Consider the following 14,181-nt stretch of genomic DNA (forward strand, 5'->3'; position numbering starts at 1 on the left):
AAAACGTCAATGAAATCATAATGCGTCCGTAGCTCAGTTGGTTAGAGCACCACCTTGACATGGTGGGGGTCGGTAGTTCGAGTCTACTCGGACGCACCATTTCAAAGACGTCAACGAAATTGTAATGCGTCCGTAGCTCAGTTGGTTAGAGCACCACCTTGACATGGTGGGGGTCGGTAGTTCGAGTCTACTCGGACGCACCATCTTATCATTCTCTAGTATCATCAATATCCGCTTATATTCATGCATTAGTGCACATAACTTGATTTTGTTGCGCAACTTCCCATCTTAAAACCATCATTTTTTGATCTGAAATATCCCTTCGCTCAATTTTGTAAAATTTGATTTGTCTCACAGTTTTTTGTTGTCTATAATAAGCTCACTAGCTGAAAGGTTTCATCAAAAATAAATCAGTAAGTTAGCTTTAGTGATTTAGGTTACAATAACAATAATTTACATAAAAAATGAGATCTAATTCACAACATAATTGGATTAAACACCAGACCGTCGCCTATTCTTAATACAATGTGTTGCGCAACTTTTAATATTCTGCGCACCGTAAATAAGCCGGCGACGATACCGATTTCCTTTATAACCTTTAGATAGACTGCCATGAAAAAAACCAAAATTGTTTGTACCATCGGCCCAAAAACCGAATCAGAAGAAAAATTGAGTCAACTTCTTGATGCAGGCATGAATGTCATGCGTCTTAACTTCTCCCACGGCGACTATGAAGAACATGGTCAACGTATCAAAAACCTACGCGCAGTCTGTGCGAGAACAGGCAAACAAGCCGCTATCCTGCTTGATACTAAAGGACCAGAAATCCGCACAATGAAACTCGAAGGCGGTAATGACGTTTCTTTAGTCGCTGGTCAAACTTTCACATTCACGACAGACACCTCAGTCATCGGTAATAAAGATAAAGTTGCCGTAACCTATGCGGGTTTAACGTCTGATCTGAATGCTGGTGATACCGTTTTAGTTGATGATGGTTTGATTGGTATGAAAGTGAAAGATGTCACCGCAACAGAAGTTATCTGTGAAGTCTTAAATAATGGTGACTTAGGCGAGAAAAAAGGCGTTAACCTACCAGGCGTATCTATCGGCCTACCTGCTCTCGCAGAAAAAGATAAAGAAGACTTGGTGTTTGGTTGTGAACAAGGCGTTGATTTTGTCGCTGCCTCTTTTATCCGTAAACGTTCTGACGTTGAAGAAATTCGTGCGCATCTGAAAAAACATGGCGGCGAGAATATTCAAATTATCTCAAAAATTGAGAACCAAGAAGGTTTAAATAATTTTGATGAGATCCTTGAAGCTTCTGACGGTATCATGGTTGCTCGTGGAGATTTGGGTGTTGAGATCCCAGTAGAAGAAGTCATTTTCGCGCAAAAAATGATGATTGAAAAATGTATTGCTGCACGCAAAGTGGTTATCACAGCAACACAAATGTTAGATTCAATGATCAAAAACCCTCGCCCTACTCGTGCCGAAGCGGGTGACGTAGCGAACGCTATCCTCGATGGTACCGATGCCGTGATGCTTTCTGGTGAAAGTGCGAAAGGTAAATACCCTATTGAAGCAGTCACTATCATGGCAACGATTTGTGAGCGTACTGACCGTGTTATGCCTTCACGTATCGATAACCAAAAACCTGGTCAGCGTTTACGCGTCACCGAAGCCGTTTGCCGTGGTGCAGTAGAAATGTCACAAAAATTGGAAGTACCACTGATCGTTGTGGCAACTTTCGGTGGTAAATCTGCAAAATCGGTCCGTAAATATTTCCCTACCGCACCAATTTTAGCATTGACCACCAATGAAGAGACGGCGCGTCAGCTGTTATTGGTAAAAGGGGTTATTCCAATGATGGTCGGTGGATTCACGTCAACAGATGACTTCTATCGTGAAGGTAAACGTGCAGCGCTAAATAGTGGTCTCGCTAAAGAAGGTGATGCCATTGTCATGGTTTCTGGCGCACTCGTACCAAGTGGAACAACAAATACTTCATCAGTACACGTTTTATAATCGTAATATTACCTATAGCATGACTTTACTATAGGCACTCCGATTATCTTTGAAACGGGAAAAACTCACTTTTTCCCGTTTTTTTATTTATCTCCGACATTTCAATAACACAATTCACAGGACTTTGTCCTAGCGCAATAAACAGGTCGTCGTTATCCGCTAATTTCAGACTAATACTATTCGTCTAATATAGAAGGCTATTTTGGTTTAACATAAAATGCTTTCATTAGATAACTTTTTAATTTATGACATTATTGCAATCTATTATTCATTTGCTATATTAGACTAATATCTGAGAGCTAACTGAGTTCTACCGAATAATAGCCTTGAGAGTTAAAAATTAATTTTCTTATTTTTCCTACTATCTGGCGTAAAGTATTTCTAGCAAAACTGGAAATTAAGTACTAGCATAAGACTAAGTGGGTACCATTCCACAACACATTAAGTGTTAAAGTGGATAAGTAGATGTGGAGCAATCTAATATCTATTTTGTTGGTAGCTTACTTTGATATTTTCAAGATAAATCTATCTAGAGGGTAAAATAATGATTCGTACTAAAATTGTACTGGGCTCTATCGTATTAGCTTCAGCATTACTGGCGGGTTGTTCTAACAGCACTGAAGTGCAAAAACTCTCTTCAGACGTGCAAACTCTGAATGGTAAAGTTGATCAACTGAGCAACGATGTTCAGACTATCCGTGCTGAAGTACAAGCTGCACAACAAGAAGCAGCTCGTGCTAACCAACGTCTTGATAACCAAGTTCGTTCTTACAAAAAGTAAGTTTAAATTAGCTGCGATATAGCAAGTATGTTTTGATATCGTACAATAAATAATAATAAGAGGGCCTAATTTTTAGGCCCTTATTTTTTGTACTTTAAAACCCCAATCAGTGGCTTTCAGACTCCTGATACACAGGCTGAGGCTGTGTAATGGTAAACTGATCGATCGGTTTTAATTCAGGATAATGTCCCTGATCAGAAGCTTCCTCACTCTTTTCTGGTTCGTTGACTGCGTATTCAGGTTCATATTGTCTCTCTACGCCCTGCTCTGCATTCACCTTCACAGGCAACCCTGAACGTCTTGCCAGCTCTTTTTCCACTAAGGATTTATCAATGCCTTCATTCTCAAGGAAACGTTTGAAATCATCAGATAGCGGGATAGGCATCGTTTGGGGATCATCTGTCGCTTTCTTCGAAAGGGGTTGGTGTACTTCAATATAGTAGCTACCATCTGGCTCTTTGGAATACTTAACAGGCTGGTTAATAACCTGAACGCGCGTTCCTTTAGGTACCGTTTTAAACAAGGCTTCAATATCATCAGGGCGTAAACGAATACATCCCGAGCTCACACGCATACCAATCCCAAAATCGGCATTAGTCCCATGAATTAAGTATTCACCTCTGCCGTAGGCTAAGCGTAGTGCATAGAGTCCCATTGGGTTATCTGGCCCAGCAGGTACTACCGCTGGTAATGTAATACCTTCTTTTGCATAATTTTTACGAATATTGGCTGTAGGTGTCCACGTCGGATCTTTAATTGATTGACTAACCGACGTCACCATTTCCGGTGTGTCACGACCTAATTGACCAATACCGATCGGGTAGACGACCACTTCTTGGCTACCAGCAGGATAGTAATAGAGCCTTAATTCAGCAAGGTTGATAACAATGCCCGTTCTAGGCGTGGCGGGGAGTAACATTTGAGTTGGGATAATCAACTCTTTTCCCGCTTCCGGTAAATAAGGATCAGTACCTGGGTTCGCTTCTAACATCGCAAGTAAACCGATTTGATATTCACTGGCGATCATTTCTAGCGAACGCCCATCATCAGGTACGACATAACGCGCATTTTCCCCGATAAGACGCGTATTGCTATCTGGTAATGGATAATCCATTGCTTGCACTGGCGACAGCAATGCACTCGCTATAAACAAACTTGCTACAGTTAACGCTTTCTTCATACCGACTCCAGGGAATAATACCATATGCATACTCTAATTATTCAAGGTGCAACTTAAAGCCTCATGAGTATACCGTTTAGTGAGAGATGTACATAATAGCAACTATATTACATATCTTTAATAGCTATTAAATATTTTAGGCTGTAACCGCTGCCGTGGGCTGACGAAACGACATACAATCATTAATGAATAGGTTAACAATTCACTTAAGTACCGTTGATAGGAATAACACGAAAAAAGAGCAGGGAAATGCATTCCCCTGCTTACCGCTTATTGTAACTCGGTTGCTCGAGACAAAATGGTACGGATCATTGCATTTAACCCTTGAGTGCGTGACGGGGTTAAATGCTGCTCTAAAGCAAGTTGCGAAAAAAATGCTTTTACATCTAACGACAGAATATCTGCTGCTGTTTTATCCTGAAAAAGAATAATGACTATTGCCACTAACCCTTTCACAATAGCTGCATCACTGTCACCAGCAAAATGAATGCGGCCATCCGCTTGCTTTTGCATGTCTATCCATACTTGGCTCTGACAACCTGCAATCAGGTTCTTGTCACTACGCTGTTGCTCTGTTAATGCCGTTAAACGTCCACCAAGCTCTATCATATACAGATAACGCTCTTCCCAGTTTTGGCAACGTGCAAAATTCCGTAGCAATTTATGTTCATCGGGTAAAGCAGGCATACTTCTTTCCTTAAAAAGTCACAAATGTATCTAAGCTTAGTTGGCCTGATTAACGCTTTGTTTATTATCGATTCATGATGGAGATAAGGCTAACTCAGTACAAAACTCGTTATGCTAATAATTAAAAAAGCCAATCGTGATTGGCTTTTTCAGTCAATAATAACAAAAAATCATCAGGCGTTAATGCTTAGCCTAATAATTTTTTAATGCGCAGTAATGCATCACATAAAGAGTCTATCTCTTCTTTCGTCGTATAGATACCCACGGATGCCCGACACATTGCAGGAACATTATAGCGCTCCATTAATGGCAGTGCACAATGATGCCCAGTTCGAATGGCGATACCGTATTGATCTAAAAAAGAACCGACGTCATAAGCATGATGAACTCCCAGATTGAAAGCGATCACCCCTTCACGCTGGTCGTTACCATATAACGTTAACGATGGAATCTGTTTCAACTTTTCGGTGGCATACTCCATCACTGCTTTTTCATAAGCAAATGCGTCAGCTCTTCCTAAAGCATTCAGATAATCAAACGCTGCACCTAGGCCAATAATTGCGCTGACATTCGGGGTTCCTGCTTCAAAACGCCATGGCGCATCGGCATAGGTAATACCTTTCTTAAGGCTAACATGGCGGATCATTGCTCCACCACCTTCCCATGGCGGCATCTTATCAAGAAGGGATTTTTTGCCATAAAGGATACCTATCCCTGTTGGCCCATACAATTTATGTCCAGAAAAAGTATAAAAATCACAATCTAAATCCTGCACATCAACAACACTGTGCATTGCGCCTTGAGCACCATCAACCAGTACATAAAGCTCTGCACCACGCTCGGCGGCAATCGCTCTTGCATCTTGAATAATGGTTTTCACAGGATTGACAGTACCGAGCACATTAGAGATATGAGTAAAGCTCAACAAGCGCGTATTCGCATCAATCAATGCGTCAAGTTTTGCTAACTCTAACTCACCATGATCAGAAACAGGAATGAGGCGAATTTCACAGCCGATCTGCTCTGCCAATAAATACCAAGGAACGATATTGGCATGATGTTCCATCTCGGTAATGACAATATTGTCGCCTTTACCGATAAATTTGCGGCCAAAGGTGTTCGCTACCAAGTTAATTGCTTCTGTTGTTCCTTTAACAAAAACAATTTCCTCTGCTGAGGCGGCATGAATAAAATCCGCGGCTTTTTGGCGAACGTTTTCCATCATCGTTGTGGCTTGAGCACTAAGCGTATGTATGCCCCGATGTACCGCAGCATATTGATGCAACGTAAACTCGCTCTCTTTTTCAATCACCTGAAGAGGCTTTTGTGCACTAGCCGCGCTATCAAGATAAACCAAAGGATGATTATGGATACTTTGGGATAAGGCAGGAAAATCCTGCCTAACTGCTGCTACGTTGAATGTCATACGCGTATTAGACCTCTGCTAAGCGCTGACGAATATTCGCCATAACCGCTTGTTTGAGTTCTTCAGATTCGATCGATTCTGTCAATTCAGCTGCAAAAGCAATAATAATCATATGCTTTGCGGCTTTACCATCGATCCCTCTCGAACGCAGGTAAAACAATTGTTCATCATCGATACGACCAACCGTTGCACCATGTCCGCATTTCACATCATCAGCATAGATTTCTAATTGAGGCTTAGTATCAACTTCGGCCTTATCACCCAATAATAAGGTGTGATTACTCATTTGACCATCTGTTTTCAACGCATCCGGAGCAACTTTGATCATGCCGTTGAAGACGGCTTTACTGCTATCCATCGCAATGACTTTATGTAACTGACGGCTTTCGCAGTGACCGACATTATGTTCGAGATAGGTACGAGTATCGACAATTTCATTATCTTTAGGCAATAACATGCTATTCAATGAAAAGTCAGCATTTTCACCCGATAACTGTGCGCTAGTATGGTGGCGAGTCAAAGTACCGCCAAGCAGAAAACTGCTGCTCAACACTTGGCTATCACGACCAACGACGATGTCATTATGCGCAAAATGTTGTGCTTGGTTATTCTCGTTATTCAATTTGAAGTGCTGATATTGTGCGTTATCGCCCACCTCAACCGTTAAACGACCACCCGTAAAGTGCGGTTTATCATTAACACTGACATAGTGCTCAATCACTTGTGCCTTGCTATTGGTATCCAATGTCATGTGATAACGATAATGACTGTGATTCACGGTTTCCTCATCATCACCACTCGAAATATTCAGCAGATAAAGTGGTTTTGGTGCGATTTGGTTTGCACCGAGGTGAATAACAATCGGTTGTTGCGCAAGACTTTCTGTTAAATGCAAGAAAACCTCTCCATTAACAGCATCTGGTAACATATCTTGGCTGTCTAATAACGCAACTTTGAACGGCCCCATATCAATTGAACTGAGTGTCGAATTATAACGACCGTTAACAAGTACAATTCGGTAAGCATCGATAGGTAATGCCAATAACTCACATGCTTTTTCATCAACAACGTTTTCAGCAAAGCGATATTGAGTATTTAAGACCGTTTGCAATGGCGTATAATGCCAATCTTCATGACGAAAGGCAGGTAAGCCAACGTGGTTCGCTTTTTCCCAATGTGCTGCTGCATGCTGGGATTTATCCCCAGAACGTTGTTCGAAAAGTGTTGCAAAACGCGCCATTGCTTGCTCATTTAGTGCAGCGACCTGAGCACGTTTGTTTGCTCTTTCACTGTTGGTCAATAAGCCAGCCATAACCTTGCTCCTCCAGTTTTTTCGCCAAGCTGAAATCACCTGATTTGATGATTTTCCCCTGATACAGTACATGCACGAAATCAGGTTTGACGTAATCCAGAATGCGCTGGTAATGCGTCACGATAATAAAAGAACGTTCTGGAGAGCGCAGTGAGTTAACACCATTTGCAACAATCTTCAATGCATCAATATCCAAACCTGAATCGGTTTCGTCTAAGATACACAGCTGTGGCTCAAGAGCTGCCATCTGTAAAATATCATTACGTTTCTTTTCCCCCCCCGAAAAGCCAACATTCACTGAGCGAGTCAGTAGATCTTGTGGCATTTCAAGTAAGTCGATTTTATCTTCAATAAAATCTTGGAAATCAAAACGATCTAAGGGTTCTTGCTGACGATATTCACGTACCGCATTCACGGCTGTTTGCAAGAAAAACTGGTTACTCACACCCGGAATTTCAACCGGATATTGGAACGCTAAAAAGATACCTTCCCCTGCACGTTCTTCAGGGTCTAACTCGAGTAGATCTTTCCCTTTAAAGATCACCTCGCCGCCGTCAATCTCATATTCTTCACGGCCAGCTAACGTCGCAGATAACGTACTTTTACCGGAACCATTTGGGCCCATAATGGCGTGAACCTCACCCGGTTTAACTTCCAGTGATAAGCCCTTTAAAATTTCATTACCTTCTACACTTACATGTAAATTTTTAACACTTAACATATCAACATGCCTTTGGCGCTTTTGCGCATATAAACCTGATTGTGATCAGCCGACGCTATGTTCTAAGCTGATTGCCAGCAATTTCTGTGCCTCTACCGCAAACTCTAATGGAAGTTCCGAGAAAACATCTTTACAGAAACCATTTACGATCATTGAAATCGCATCATCTTCACTAATTCCACGCTGTAAGCAGTAAAATAGCTGATCTTCCCCAATACGGGAGGTGGTTGCTTCGTGCTCGAGTTGCGCAGTGTTGTTTTTGACTTCAACATAAGGGAAGGTATGTGCTCCACACTGAGTTCCAATTAACATTGAGTCACACTGAGTGAAATTGCGTGCATTATGAGCGCTTGGTAATATTTTGACTAAGCCGCGATAGCTGTTTTGACTTTTACCGGCGGATATACCTTTAGAAATGATCGTAGAACGGGTATTTTTCCCGATATGGATCATTTTTGTTCCCGTGTCCGCTTGCTGATTACCGTTCGTGAGTGCGACAGAGAAAAATTCACCAACAGAGTTATCCCCTTTTAAGATAACGCTTGGGTATTTCCATGTGATAGCCGAGCCTGTTTCAGACTGCGTCCATGACATTTTCGAATTTTCACCTTCACATAACGCGCGCTTGGTCACAAAGTTAAGGATGCCCCCTTCCTCACTGTCTCCACCTGAAAACCAGTTTTGTACAGTTGAGTATTTGACTTCGGCATCTTTATGAATAATAACTTCCACGACCGCGGCATGCAGCTGATAGCTATCACGCACAGGTGCAGAGCATCCTTCGATGTAGCTAACATAGCTACCTTCGTCGGCAATCAAAATAGTCCGTTCGAATTGCCCTGTTTTTGCGGCATTAATACGGAAATAAGTCGAAAGTTCCATAGGGCAGCGTACCCCTTTCGGGATATAGACAAAGGTGCCATCTGATGCAACTGCTGCATTTAAAGCGGCAAAGAAGTTATCGTGACTGGATACGACAGTACCTAAGTACTTTTGTACCAGCTCAGGATACTCTTGAATTGCTTCGCTGAATGAACAGAAAATAATACCGTGTTTCGCAAGATCATCACGATATGTAGTAGAAACAGACACTGAGTCAAAAATCGCATCCACAGCAACGGCTTTCCCCTCACGTACAGGAACCCCTAACTGATTAAATGCTTCTTCAACTTCAGCTGTCAGGTAATTATTCGTTTCTGTCACGCCAGTTGCTTGTGTCGCACCGGTTTGCGAGCCACAACTATCGTCACACGAACCACAAGACGGTGCTGAGTAATAACTGTAGTCTTGATAATCTAAATTTGGGTAATGGGCTTTTAACCAATGTGGCTCTTCCATACCTTTCCAATGATGATAAGCATCAAGGCGGAATTTTAGCATCCACTCGGGTTCATTACGTTTCGCGGAAATAGCCCGGACAACATCTTCGTTGATCCCTTTGGCCATTTCATCTGTCGCGACATTTGTAAAAAAGCCTTCTTTATAACGCTGGTCATTAAGCCAGCTTTGAACTTCATCGCCAATTTCTACATTGCTCTGAGACATAATCTGACTTCACATATTAAATACCAAAGCTTTCACCACACCCACAGGCATGTTGCGCTTTCGGATTATTGAATTTAAATATACGATTAAGACCTTCTTGGACATAATCGATCACTGTGCCATCGATAAATGGCATTGCTTCTTTAGGTACAAATAGACATGCACCATCGTGCTCAAAGAGTAAATGGTTCTCTGTTGGGTTTTCTATCATTTCGAAAACATAGCCAAAACCGGCGCAGCCTGACTGTTTAACTCCCAGCGAAAGCCCTTTAGTTTCAGGATGTTGTTCCATCAATTTTTTGATTTGTTTCGCTGCGCTGTCAGTCAGGTTAACACCCTGCCAATTCGTTTCATCTATAGAAAAAGTTTCTACATTGTCATTCATTTTTGCAGTCATATTGACCCCACAATTTTCATGGCTTTTCAGCCAGTTATCAGGAGAATTCACTCCGTTTGTACTATGGTAGCGATAACCCTTGTCACTTCAACCATTTGTTTTGAAAGGTTATACCTATTTCAGTCTATTTTTTAGGCATTATGAGCCTATTTATTAGGCAAACAGAGCAAGAAGCTATTCTAACTTATTAAATATTAACGATTAAAAAAAGTTACATTTTTTTTAATATTATGTACTCATCAATACATTTAAATGGCACAAATTAATAAACATACATTTATTATACAACTTAATTTACTCAACAAGAATTGAAATTATAATGAAATAGTTGAAGTAACCTCAACTCGATATGAATTGAGGTTAACGAGGATTAATCAGAGAGTACTGCTGTTGTTAATCGAGAAGTACAACACAGTTGCCCTTTCTCATTGAAAATATCAATGTTCCAGACCTGCTGACGACGTCCAAGGTGAATCGGTTTACAAATACCTTTAACCGTACCTTGTGTCGCTGAACGAATATGATTGGCATTAATTTCAAGGCCAACAACACGCTGTTCACCTTCACTGCACAGATAACCTGCTATTGACCCCAATGACTCCGCCAAAACCACTGAGGCGCCACCATGTAATAATCCAAATGGTTGCTTGGTACGCTGATCAACAGGCATCGTTCCTTCAATATAATCATCACCATAACCTGTGATTTCAATGCCGAGATGGCCTAACATACAGTTTTTTGCCATTTCCGACATATGGTCAAGCGTAAATTTACGTTTCCAAATCATTCAACTATCTCCAATAGCGCCTGTATAGGGTGCTTAATTTGCGTATTTTCCATCCGCTTCACTTGGCTACGGCATGAATACCCAGTACTCAGACAACGTTCTTTAGGTAACTTCTCTATTGCTGGCTTCCACGACAAATTATAGATGCCTTTTGAGTTTTTGATATTCGCAACTTCATGACCATATGTTCCCGCCATGCCACAACAACCCACGCTGATATTCTTCAACTCTTGCCCATAACGTTTAAATAAGTTTGCCCATTGGGAACCACTGTTTGGCAGTGCTGTGGTTTCAGTGCAATGAGCAAAGAAGTACCACGGCTCCGACGGTGCTGTTTGGCGTTGTGGCGGCTCTGGCAATGTAGCAAGCCATTCATGCGCAAGTTGCACAGTAAACTGACACTGCTGTTTTCCTAAGATTTCATGATATTCATCGCGATAACACAGTACCAACGCAGGATCCACACCCACCATAGGCAGTTCTAACTTAGCCACTCTATTGAGAAACGTTGCTGTTTTTTGTGCTGTTTTAGCAAAACGAGATAAGAAGCCTTTGATATGTTGGGCTTTACCATTTGGAGAGAATGGTAACAATACTGGTTTAAAGCCCAATTTTTCGACTAATTTAACAAAATCCGCGACAACTTTGGCGTCGTAATAACTCGTAAAGGGATCTTGTACAACCAAAACATAATGTTCACGTTGTGATGCAGACATCGCTTCTAACTGCTCGAGCGTCACAGTTATCGCAGCATGGCCGGAGAGTTGCTGTTTCAATGTTGGCTGTGAGAATAAAGGCAAATCGACCATGCCAATGGTTTGTTCACTTAACTTTTGTACCCAAGGTTGACGCAAGAAGAAATTAAATACGCTAGGGGCCTTAGACAATAAAGGGGCGCTATTTTCAACTCCCGCAACGATATGATCACGAATCGGCCTCAAATAACGCCCATGATATAACGCCAAAAATTTTGCTCTAAATGAAGGTACATCAATTTTAATCGGGCATTGCGTTGAACAGGCTTTACAGGCTAAACATCCCGACATAGCCGCTTTAACTTCATGAGAGAAATCATAATCCCCTTTTTGTGCCCGCCATGTGTTACGAGTTTTATCTATTAATCCACGTAGTGATGGGCGATCTTCTTTGATACCTTTTTCAAGGCTTTCAGGGGTTACTCCCTGCTCGGAAAGTAATCGTAACCATTCACGCACTAAGGTCGCACGACCTTTCGGGGAGTGAATTCGCTGCCCACTGATTTTCATCGATGGACACATAGGGCTTTTTACATCGAAATTAAAACACAAGCCATTACCGTTGCAATCCATAGCGCCACGAAACTCTTGACGTACTGATATGGGTATTTGGCGATCATAAGTGCCTCGTTTCGCCGCATCAACTTGTTTCATCGGCGCATCGAGACCAGCGGGAGGACAAATTTTTCCGGGGTTAAGGCGATTGTCTGGGTCAAAAGCGGCTTTAATATTTCGCAGCTCACCGTACAGCACTTCACCAAAGAATTCAGGACTGTATTCTGCCCTAAAGCCTTTACCATGTTCTCCCCATAGCAAGCCGCCATATTTTGCGGTGAGCGCAACAATTTCATCCGAAATTTGTTTCATCAATACTTCTTGCTGTGGATCACACATATCTAGGGCTGGGCGAACATGTAACACCCCAGCATCCACATGACCAAACATACCATAGTTTAAATTATGGCTATCCAAAAGCGCCCTAAACTCAACAATATAATCGGCTAAATGCTCTGGGGGCACGCAGGTGTCTTCAACAAATGGAATTGGTTTCGCCGCGCCTTTACTGTTCCCTAATAAGCCAACGGCTTTTTTACGCATATTATAAATACGGTTGATATCATCTAGGTCATCACAAATTTGGTAACCAATCACACCCGCTTTATGCTGCTCCATTAACTCATCTAGACGCTGGCACAAGCTCATTGTCAAATGATTAATTTCGTCTTCATCATCACCACTAAACTCGACAATATTCAGGCCAAGCATCTCTTTATTAGGCACATCGGTAATCAATGCTTTTACTGAATGCCAAACGATATCTTCCCGCGCTAGGTTTAATACTTTTGAGTCGACCGTTTCAACAGATAGTGCTTTCGCTTGCACCATAAAAGGGGCATTACGCAAGGCGGATTCAAATGAATCATACTTTACGTTAACCAAACGGCGCACTTTTGGTAAAGGCGTAATATCTAACGTCGCTTCCGTAATAAAAGCTAACGAGCCTTCTGAACCCGTTAAAATACGCGTTAAATCAAATTCGCTAAGATCGTCATTAAAGACATGACGTAAGTCGTACCCAGTTAGAAAACGATTGAGTTTGGGAAATTTTTCTTCAATCAAAGGGCGTTGCTCCAAACAACGCTCAAGTACAGTTTTATAAATACGTCCCGTCACAGAATCTTCTGACGCAATCGTTTGGGCAAGCGCAACAGGCATAGCGCGAGTATCGATGCATTCGCCCCCCAATAAAATTGCTTTAACGCCGAGAACGTGGTCAGAGGTTTTGCCATACACCAAAGAGCCCTGTCCAGACGCATCGGTATTGATCATGCCACCTAACGTCGCGCGGTTACTGGTCGATAATTCAGGTGAGAAAAAATAGCCATAAGGCTTGAGGAATTGGTTTAGCTGATCTTTGATCACCCCCGCTTCCACCTTTACCCAACCTTGCTCAGGATTAATCTCTAATATGCGGTTCATGTAACGGGACATGTCCACCACAATCCCTTCCGTTAGCGATTGACCATTGGTGCCCGTTCCCCCACCTCTTGGAGTGAAAGTCAGCTCACGGAATTTCTCTAGCCCAGCGACCCGAGCAACAATTTGCACATCGGCACTGGAGCGTGGAAAGACGACCGCCTGAGGTAATAATTGGTAAATACTATTATCCGTTGCCATTGATAGACGTTCTGCATAACTAGTACCATTATCACCGGTAAAACCGTGCTCTTGCAGTTGATGTAGAAATTCAATGACAAGCTTACTTAAATTAGGTGCTTCTATTATACGCGGGATCATTATTAACGATGACTCTTGTTGTTTAGTGTTCGCATTACTCGTTATGTACTATCTTTACTTTAAGTAGCACAATAGTGCCTGATTGGTTTGCAGAGTTTCTCCTGCAAAACCTGTTGTTGATAGAGAGAGTACAACCGCTGATGACATTGTCAGTGATGAACCATATCACAATATTGTTTTTTTTTGATCGTGAAAAAAAATTACATTATTTTCACCTAAAAAAACGGCTCACTTGCAGTGTTTTTATTTGTTAAGGATTAGGCATTA

At 41.8% G+C, this 14,181-nt stretch carries 11 protein-coding genes and 2 tRNA genes; 4 read left to right on the plus strand and 9 right to left on the minus strand.

What is annotated here, in order from left to right; translation table 11 throughout:
- Window positions 1–22: 22 nt before the first annotated feature.
- The 4 genes from O7C57_RS12160 (at window position 23) to O7C57_RS12175 (ending at window position 2,806) form a co-directional block, all read left to right on the plus strand.
- Window positions 23–99, plus strand: a tRNA-Val gene (locus O7C57_RS12160).
- A gap of 27 nt (window positions 100–126) precedes the next feature.
- Window positions 127–203: transfer RNA gene (locus O7C57_RS12165), tRNA-Val, on the plus strand.
- A gap of 409 nt (window positions 204–612) precedes the next feature.
- Entirely contained in the window at window positions 613–2,025 is a 1,413-nt protein-coding gene (gene pykF, locus O7C57_RS12170; protein WP_154625065.1) for a pyruvate kinase PykF, read from the plus strand.
- Between the two features lie 544 nt (window positions 2,026–2,569).
- Window positions 2,570–2,806 carry a major outer membrane lipoprotein gene (locus O7C57_RS12175; protein WP_004919171.1) on the plus strand — a complete coding sequence of 79 codons (237 nt, stop codon included), beginning with the start codon at window positions 2,570–2,572 and terminating at the stop codon, window positions 2,804–2,806.
- Window positions 2,807–2,912: 106 nt separating this feature from the next.
- Here the strand turns inward: O7C57_RS12175 and O7C57_RS12180 are convergent, their stop codons facing one another.
- The 9 genes from O7C57_RS12180 to ydiJ all read right to left on the minus strand — a co-directional run bounded on the left by O7C57_RS12180 (window position 2,913) and on the right by ydiJ (window position 13,914).
- Window positions 2,913–3,986, minus strand: a complete 1,074-nt coding sequence (locus O7C57_RS12180) for a L,D-transpeptidase family protein (RefSeq protein ID WP_154625064.1) — start codon at window positions 3,984–3,986, stop codon at window positions 2,913–2,915.
- A gap of 270 nt (window positions 3,987–4,256) precedes the next feature.
- Complete coding sequence (gene sufE / locus O7C57_RS12185) at window positions 4,257–4,673, minus strand: cysteine desulfuration protein SufE (RefSeq protein WP_154625063.1); 417 nt, start codon at window positions 4,671–4,673, stop codon at window positions 4,257–4,259.
- Window positions 4,674–4,860: 187 nt separating this feature from the next.
- Window positions 4,861–6,099 (minus strand): cysteine desulfurase SufS, encoded by a 1,239-nt coding sequence (gene sufS, locus O7C57_RS12190; RefSeq protein ID WP_154625062.1) that lies wholly within the window; start codon window positions 6,097–6,099, stop codon window positions 4,861–4,863.
- Between the two features lie 7 nt (window positions 6,100–6,106).
- Window positions 6,107–7,411, minus strand: coding sequence for a Fe-S cluster assembly protein SufD (sufD, locus tag O7C57_RS12195; protein ID WP_154625061.1), 1,305 nt, complete (start codon window positions 7,409–7,411; stop codon window positions 6,107–6,109).
- A complete protein-coding gene (sufC, locus tag O7C57_RS12200) occupies window positions 7,386–8,132 on the minus strand; it encodes a Fe-S cluster assembly ATPase SufC (RefSeq protein ID WP_154625060.1) in 747 nt (248 codons plus the stop codon). Before sufC ends, sufD begins: the two co-directional genes overlap by 26 nt.
- A gap of 45 nt (window positions 8,133–8,177) precedes the next feature.
- Entirely contained in the window at window positions 8,178–9,677 is a 1,500-nt protein-coding gene (gene sufB, locus O7C57_RS12205) for a Fe-S cluster assembly protein SufB (RefSeq protein WP_163862014.1), read from the minus strand.
- Between the two features lie 16 nt (window positions 9,678–9,693).
- A complete protein-coding gene (sufA, locus tag O7C57_RS12210; RefSeq protein ID WP_154625058.1) occupies window positions 9,694–10,074 on the minus strand; it encodes a Fe-S cluster assembly scaffold SufA in 381 nt (126 codons plus the stop codon).
- Window positions 10,075–10,444: 370 nt separating this feature from the next.
- Window positions 10,445–10,861, minus strand: a complete 417-nt coding sequence (locus O7C57_RS12215; RefSeq protein WP_154623916.1) for a hotdog fold thioesterase — start codon at window positions 10,859–10,861, stop codon at window positions 10,445–10,447.
- Entirely contained in the window at window positions 10,858–13,914 is a 3,057-nt protein-coding gene (gene ydiJ, locus O7C57_RS12220) for a D-2-hydroxyglutarate dehydrogenase YdiJ (protein ID WP_154623915.1), read from the minus strand. The genes O7C57_RS12215 and ydiJ overlap by 4 nt, the downstream gene beginning before the upstream one ends.
- Between the last annotated feature and the right edge of the window lie 267 nt (window positions 13,915–14,181).

The sequence above is a fragment of the Providencia sp. 21OH12SH02B-Prov genome (assembly GCF_027362595.1).
GTDB lineage: Bacteria > Pseudomonadota > Gammaproteobacteria > Enterobacterales > Enterobacteriaceae > Providencia > Providencia zhejiangensis.

Bases quoted from the DNA above. Each gene is read 5' to 3' on its own strand.
- pykF (WP_154625065.1), top strand. From the start codon at position 613: ATGAAAAAAACCAAAATTGTTTGTACCATCGGCCCAAAAACCGAATCA.
- O7C57_RS12175 (WP_004919171.1), top strand. From the start codon at position 2,570: ATGATTCGTACTAAAATTGTACTGGGCTCTATCGTATTAGCTTCAGCA.
- O7C57_RS12180 (WP_154625064.1), bottom strand. From the start codon at position 3,986: ATGAAGAAAGCGTTAACTGTAGCAAGTTTGTTTATAGCGAGTGCATTG.
- sufE (WP_154625063.1), bottom strand. From the start codon at position 4,673: ATGCCTGCTTTACCCGATGAACATAAATTGCTACGGAATTTTGCACGT.
- sufS (WP_154625062.1), bottom strand. From the start codon at position 6,099: ATGACATTCAACGTAGCAGCAGTTAGGCAGGATTTTCCTGCCTTATCC.
- sufD (WP_154625061.1), bottom strand. From the start codon at position 7,411: ATGGCTGGCTTATTGACCAACAGTGAAAGAGCAAACAAACGTGCTCAG.
- sufC (WP_154625060.1), bottom strand. From the start codon at position 8,132: ATGTTAAGTGTTAAAAATTTACATGTAAGTGTAGAAGGTAATGAAATT.
- sufB (WP_163862014.1), bottom strand. From the start codon at position 9,677: ATGTCTCAGAGCAATGTAGAAATTGGCGATGAAGTTCAAAGCTGGCTT.
- sufA (WP_154625058.1), bottom strand. From the start codon at position 10,074: ATGACTGCAAAAATGAATGACAATGTAGAAACTTTTTCTATAGATGAA.
- O7C57_RS12215 (WP_154623916.1), bottom strand. From the start codon at position 10,861: ATGATTTGGAAACGTAAATTTACGCTTGACCATATGTCGGAAATGGCA.
- ydiJ (WP_154623915.1), bottom strand. From the start codon at position 13,914: ATGATCCCGCGTATAATAGAAGCACCTAATTTAAGTAAGCTTGTCATT.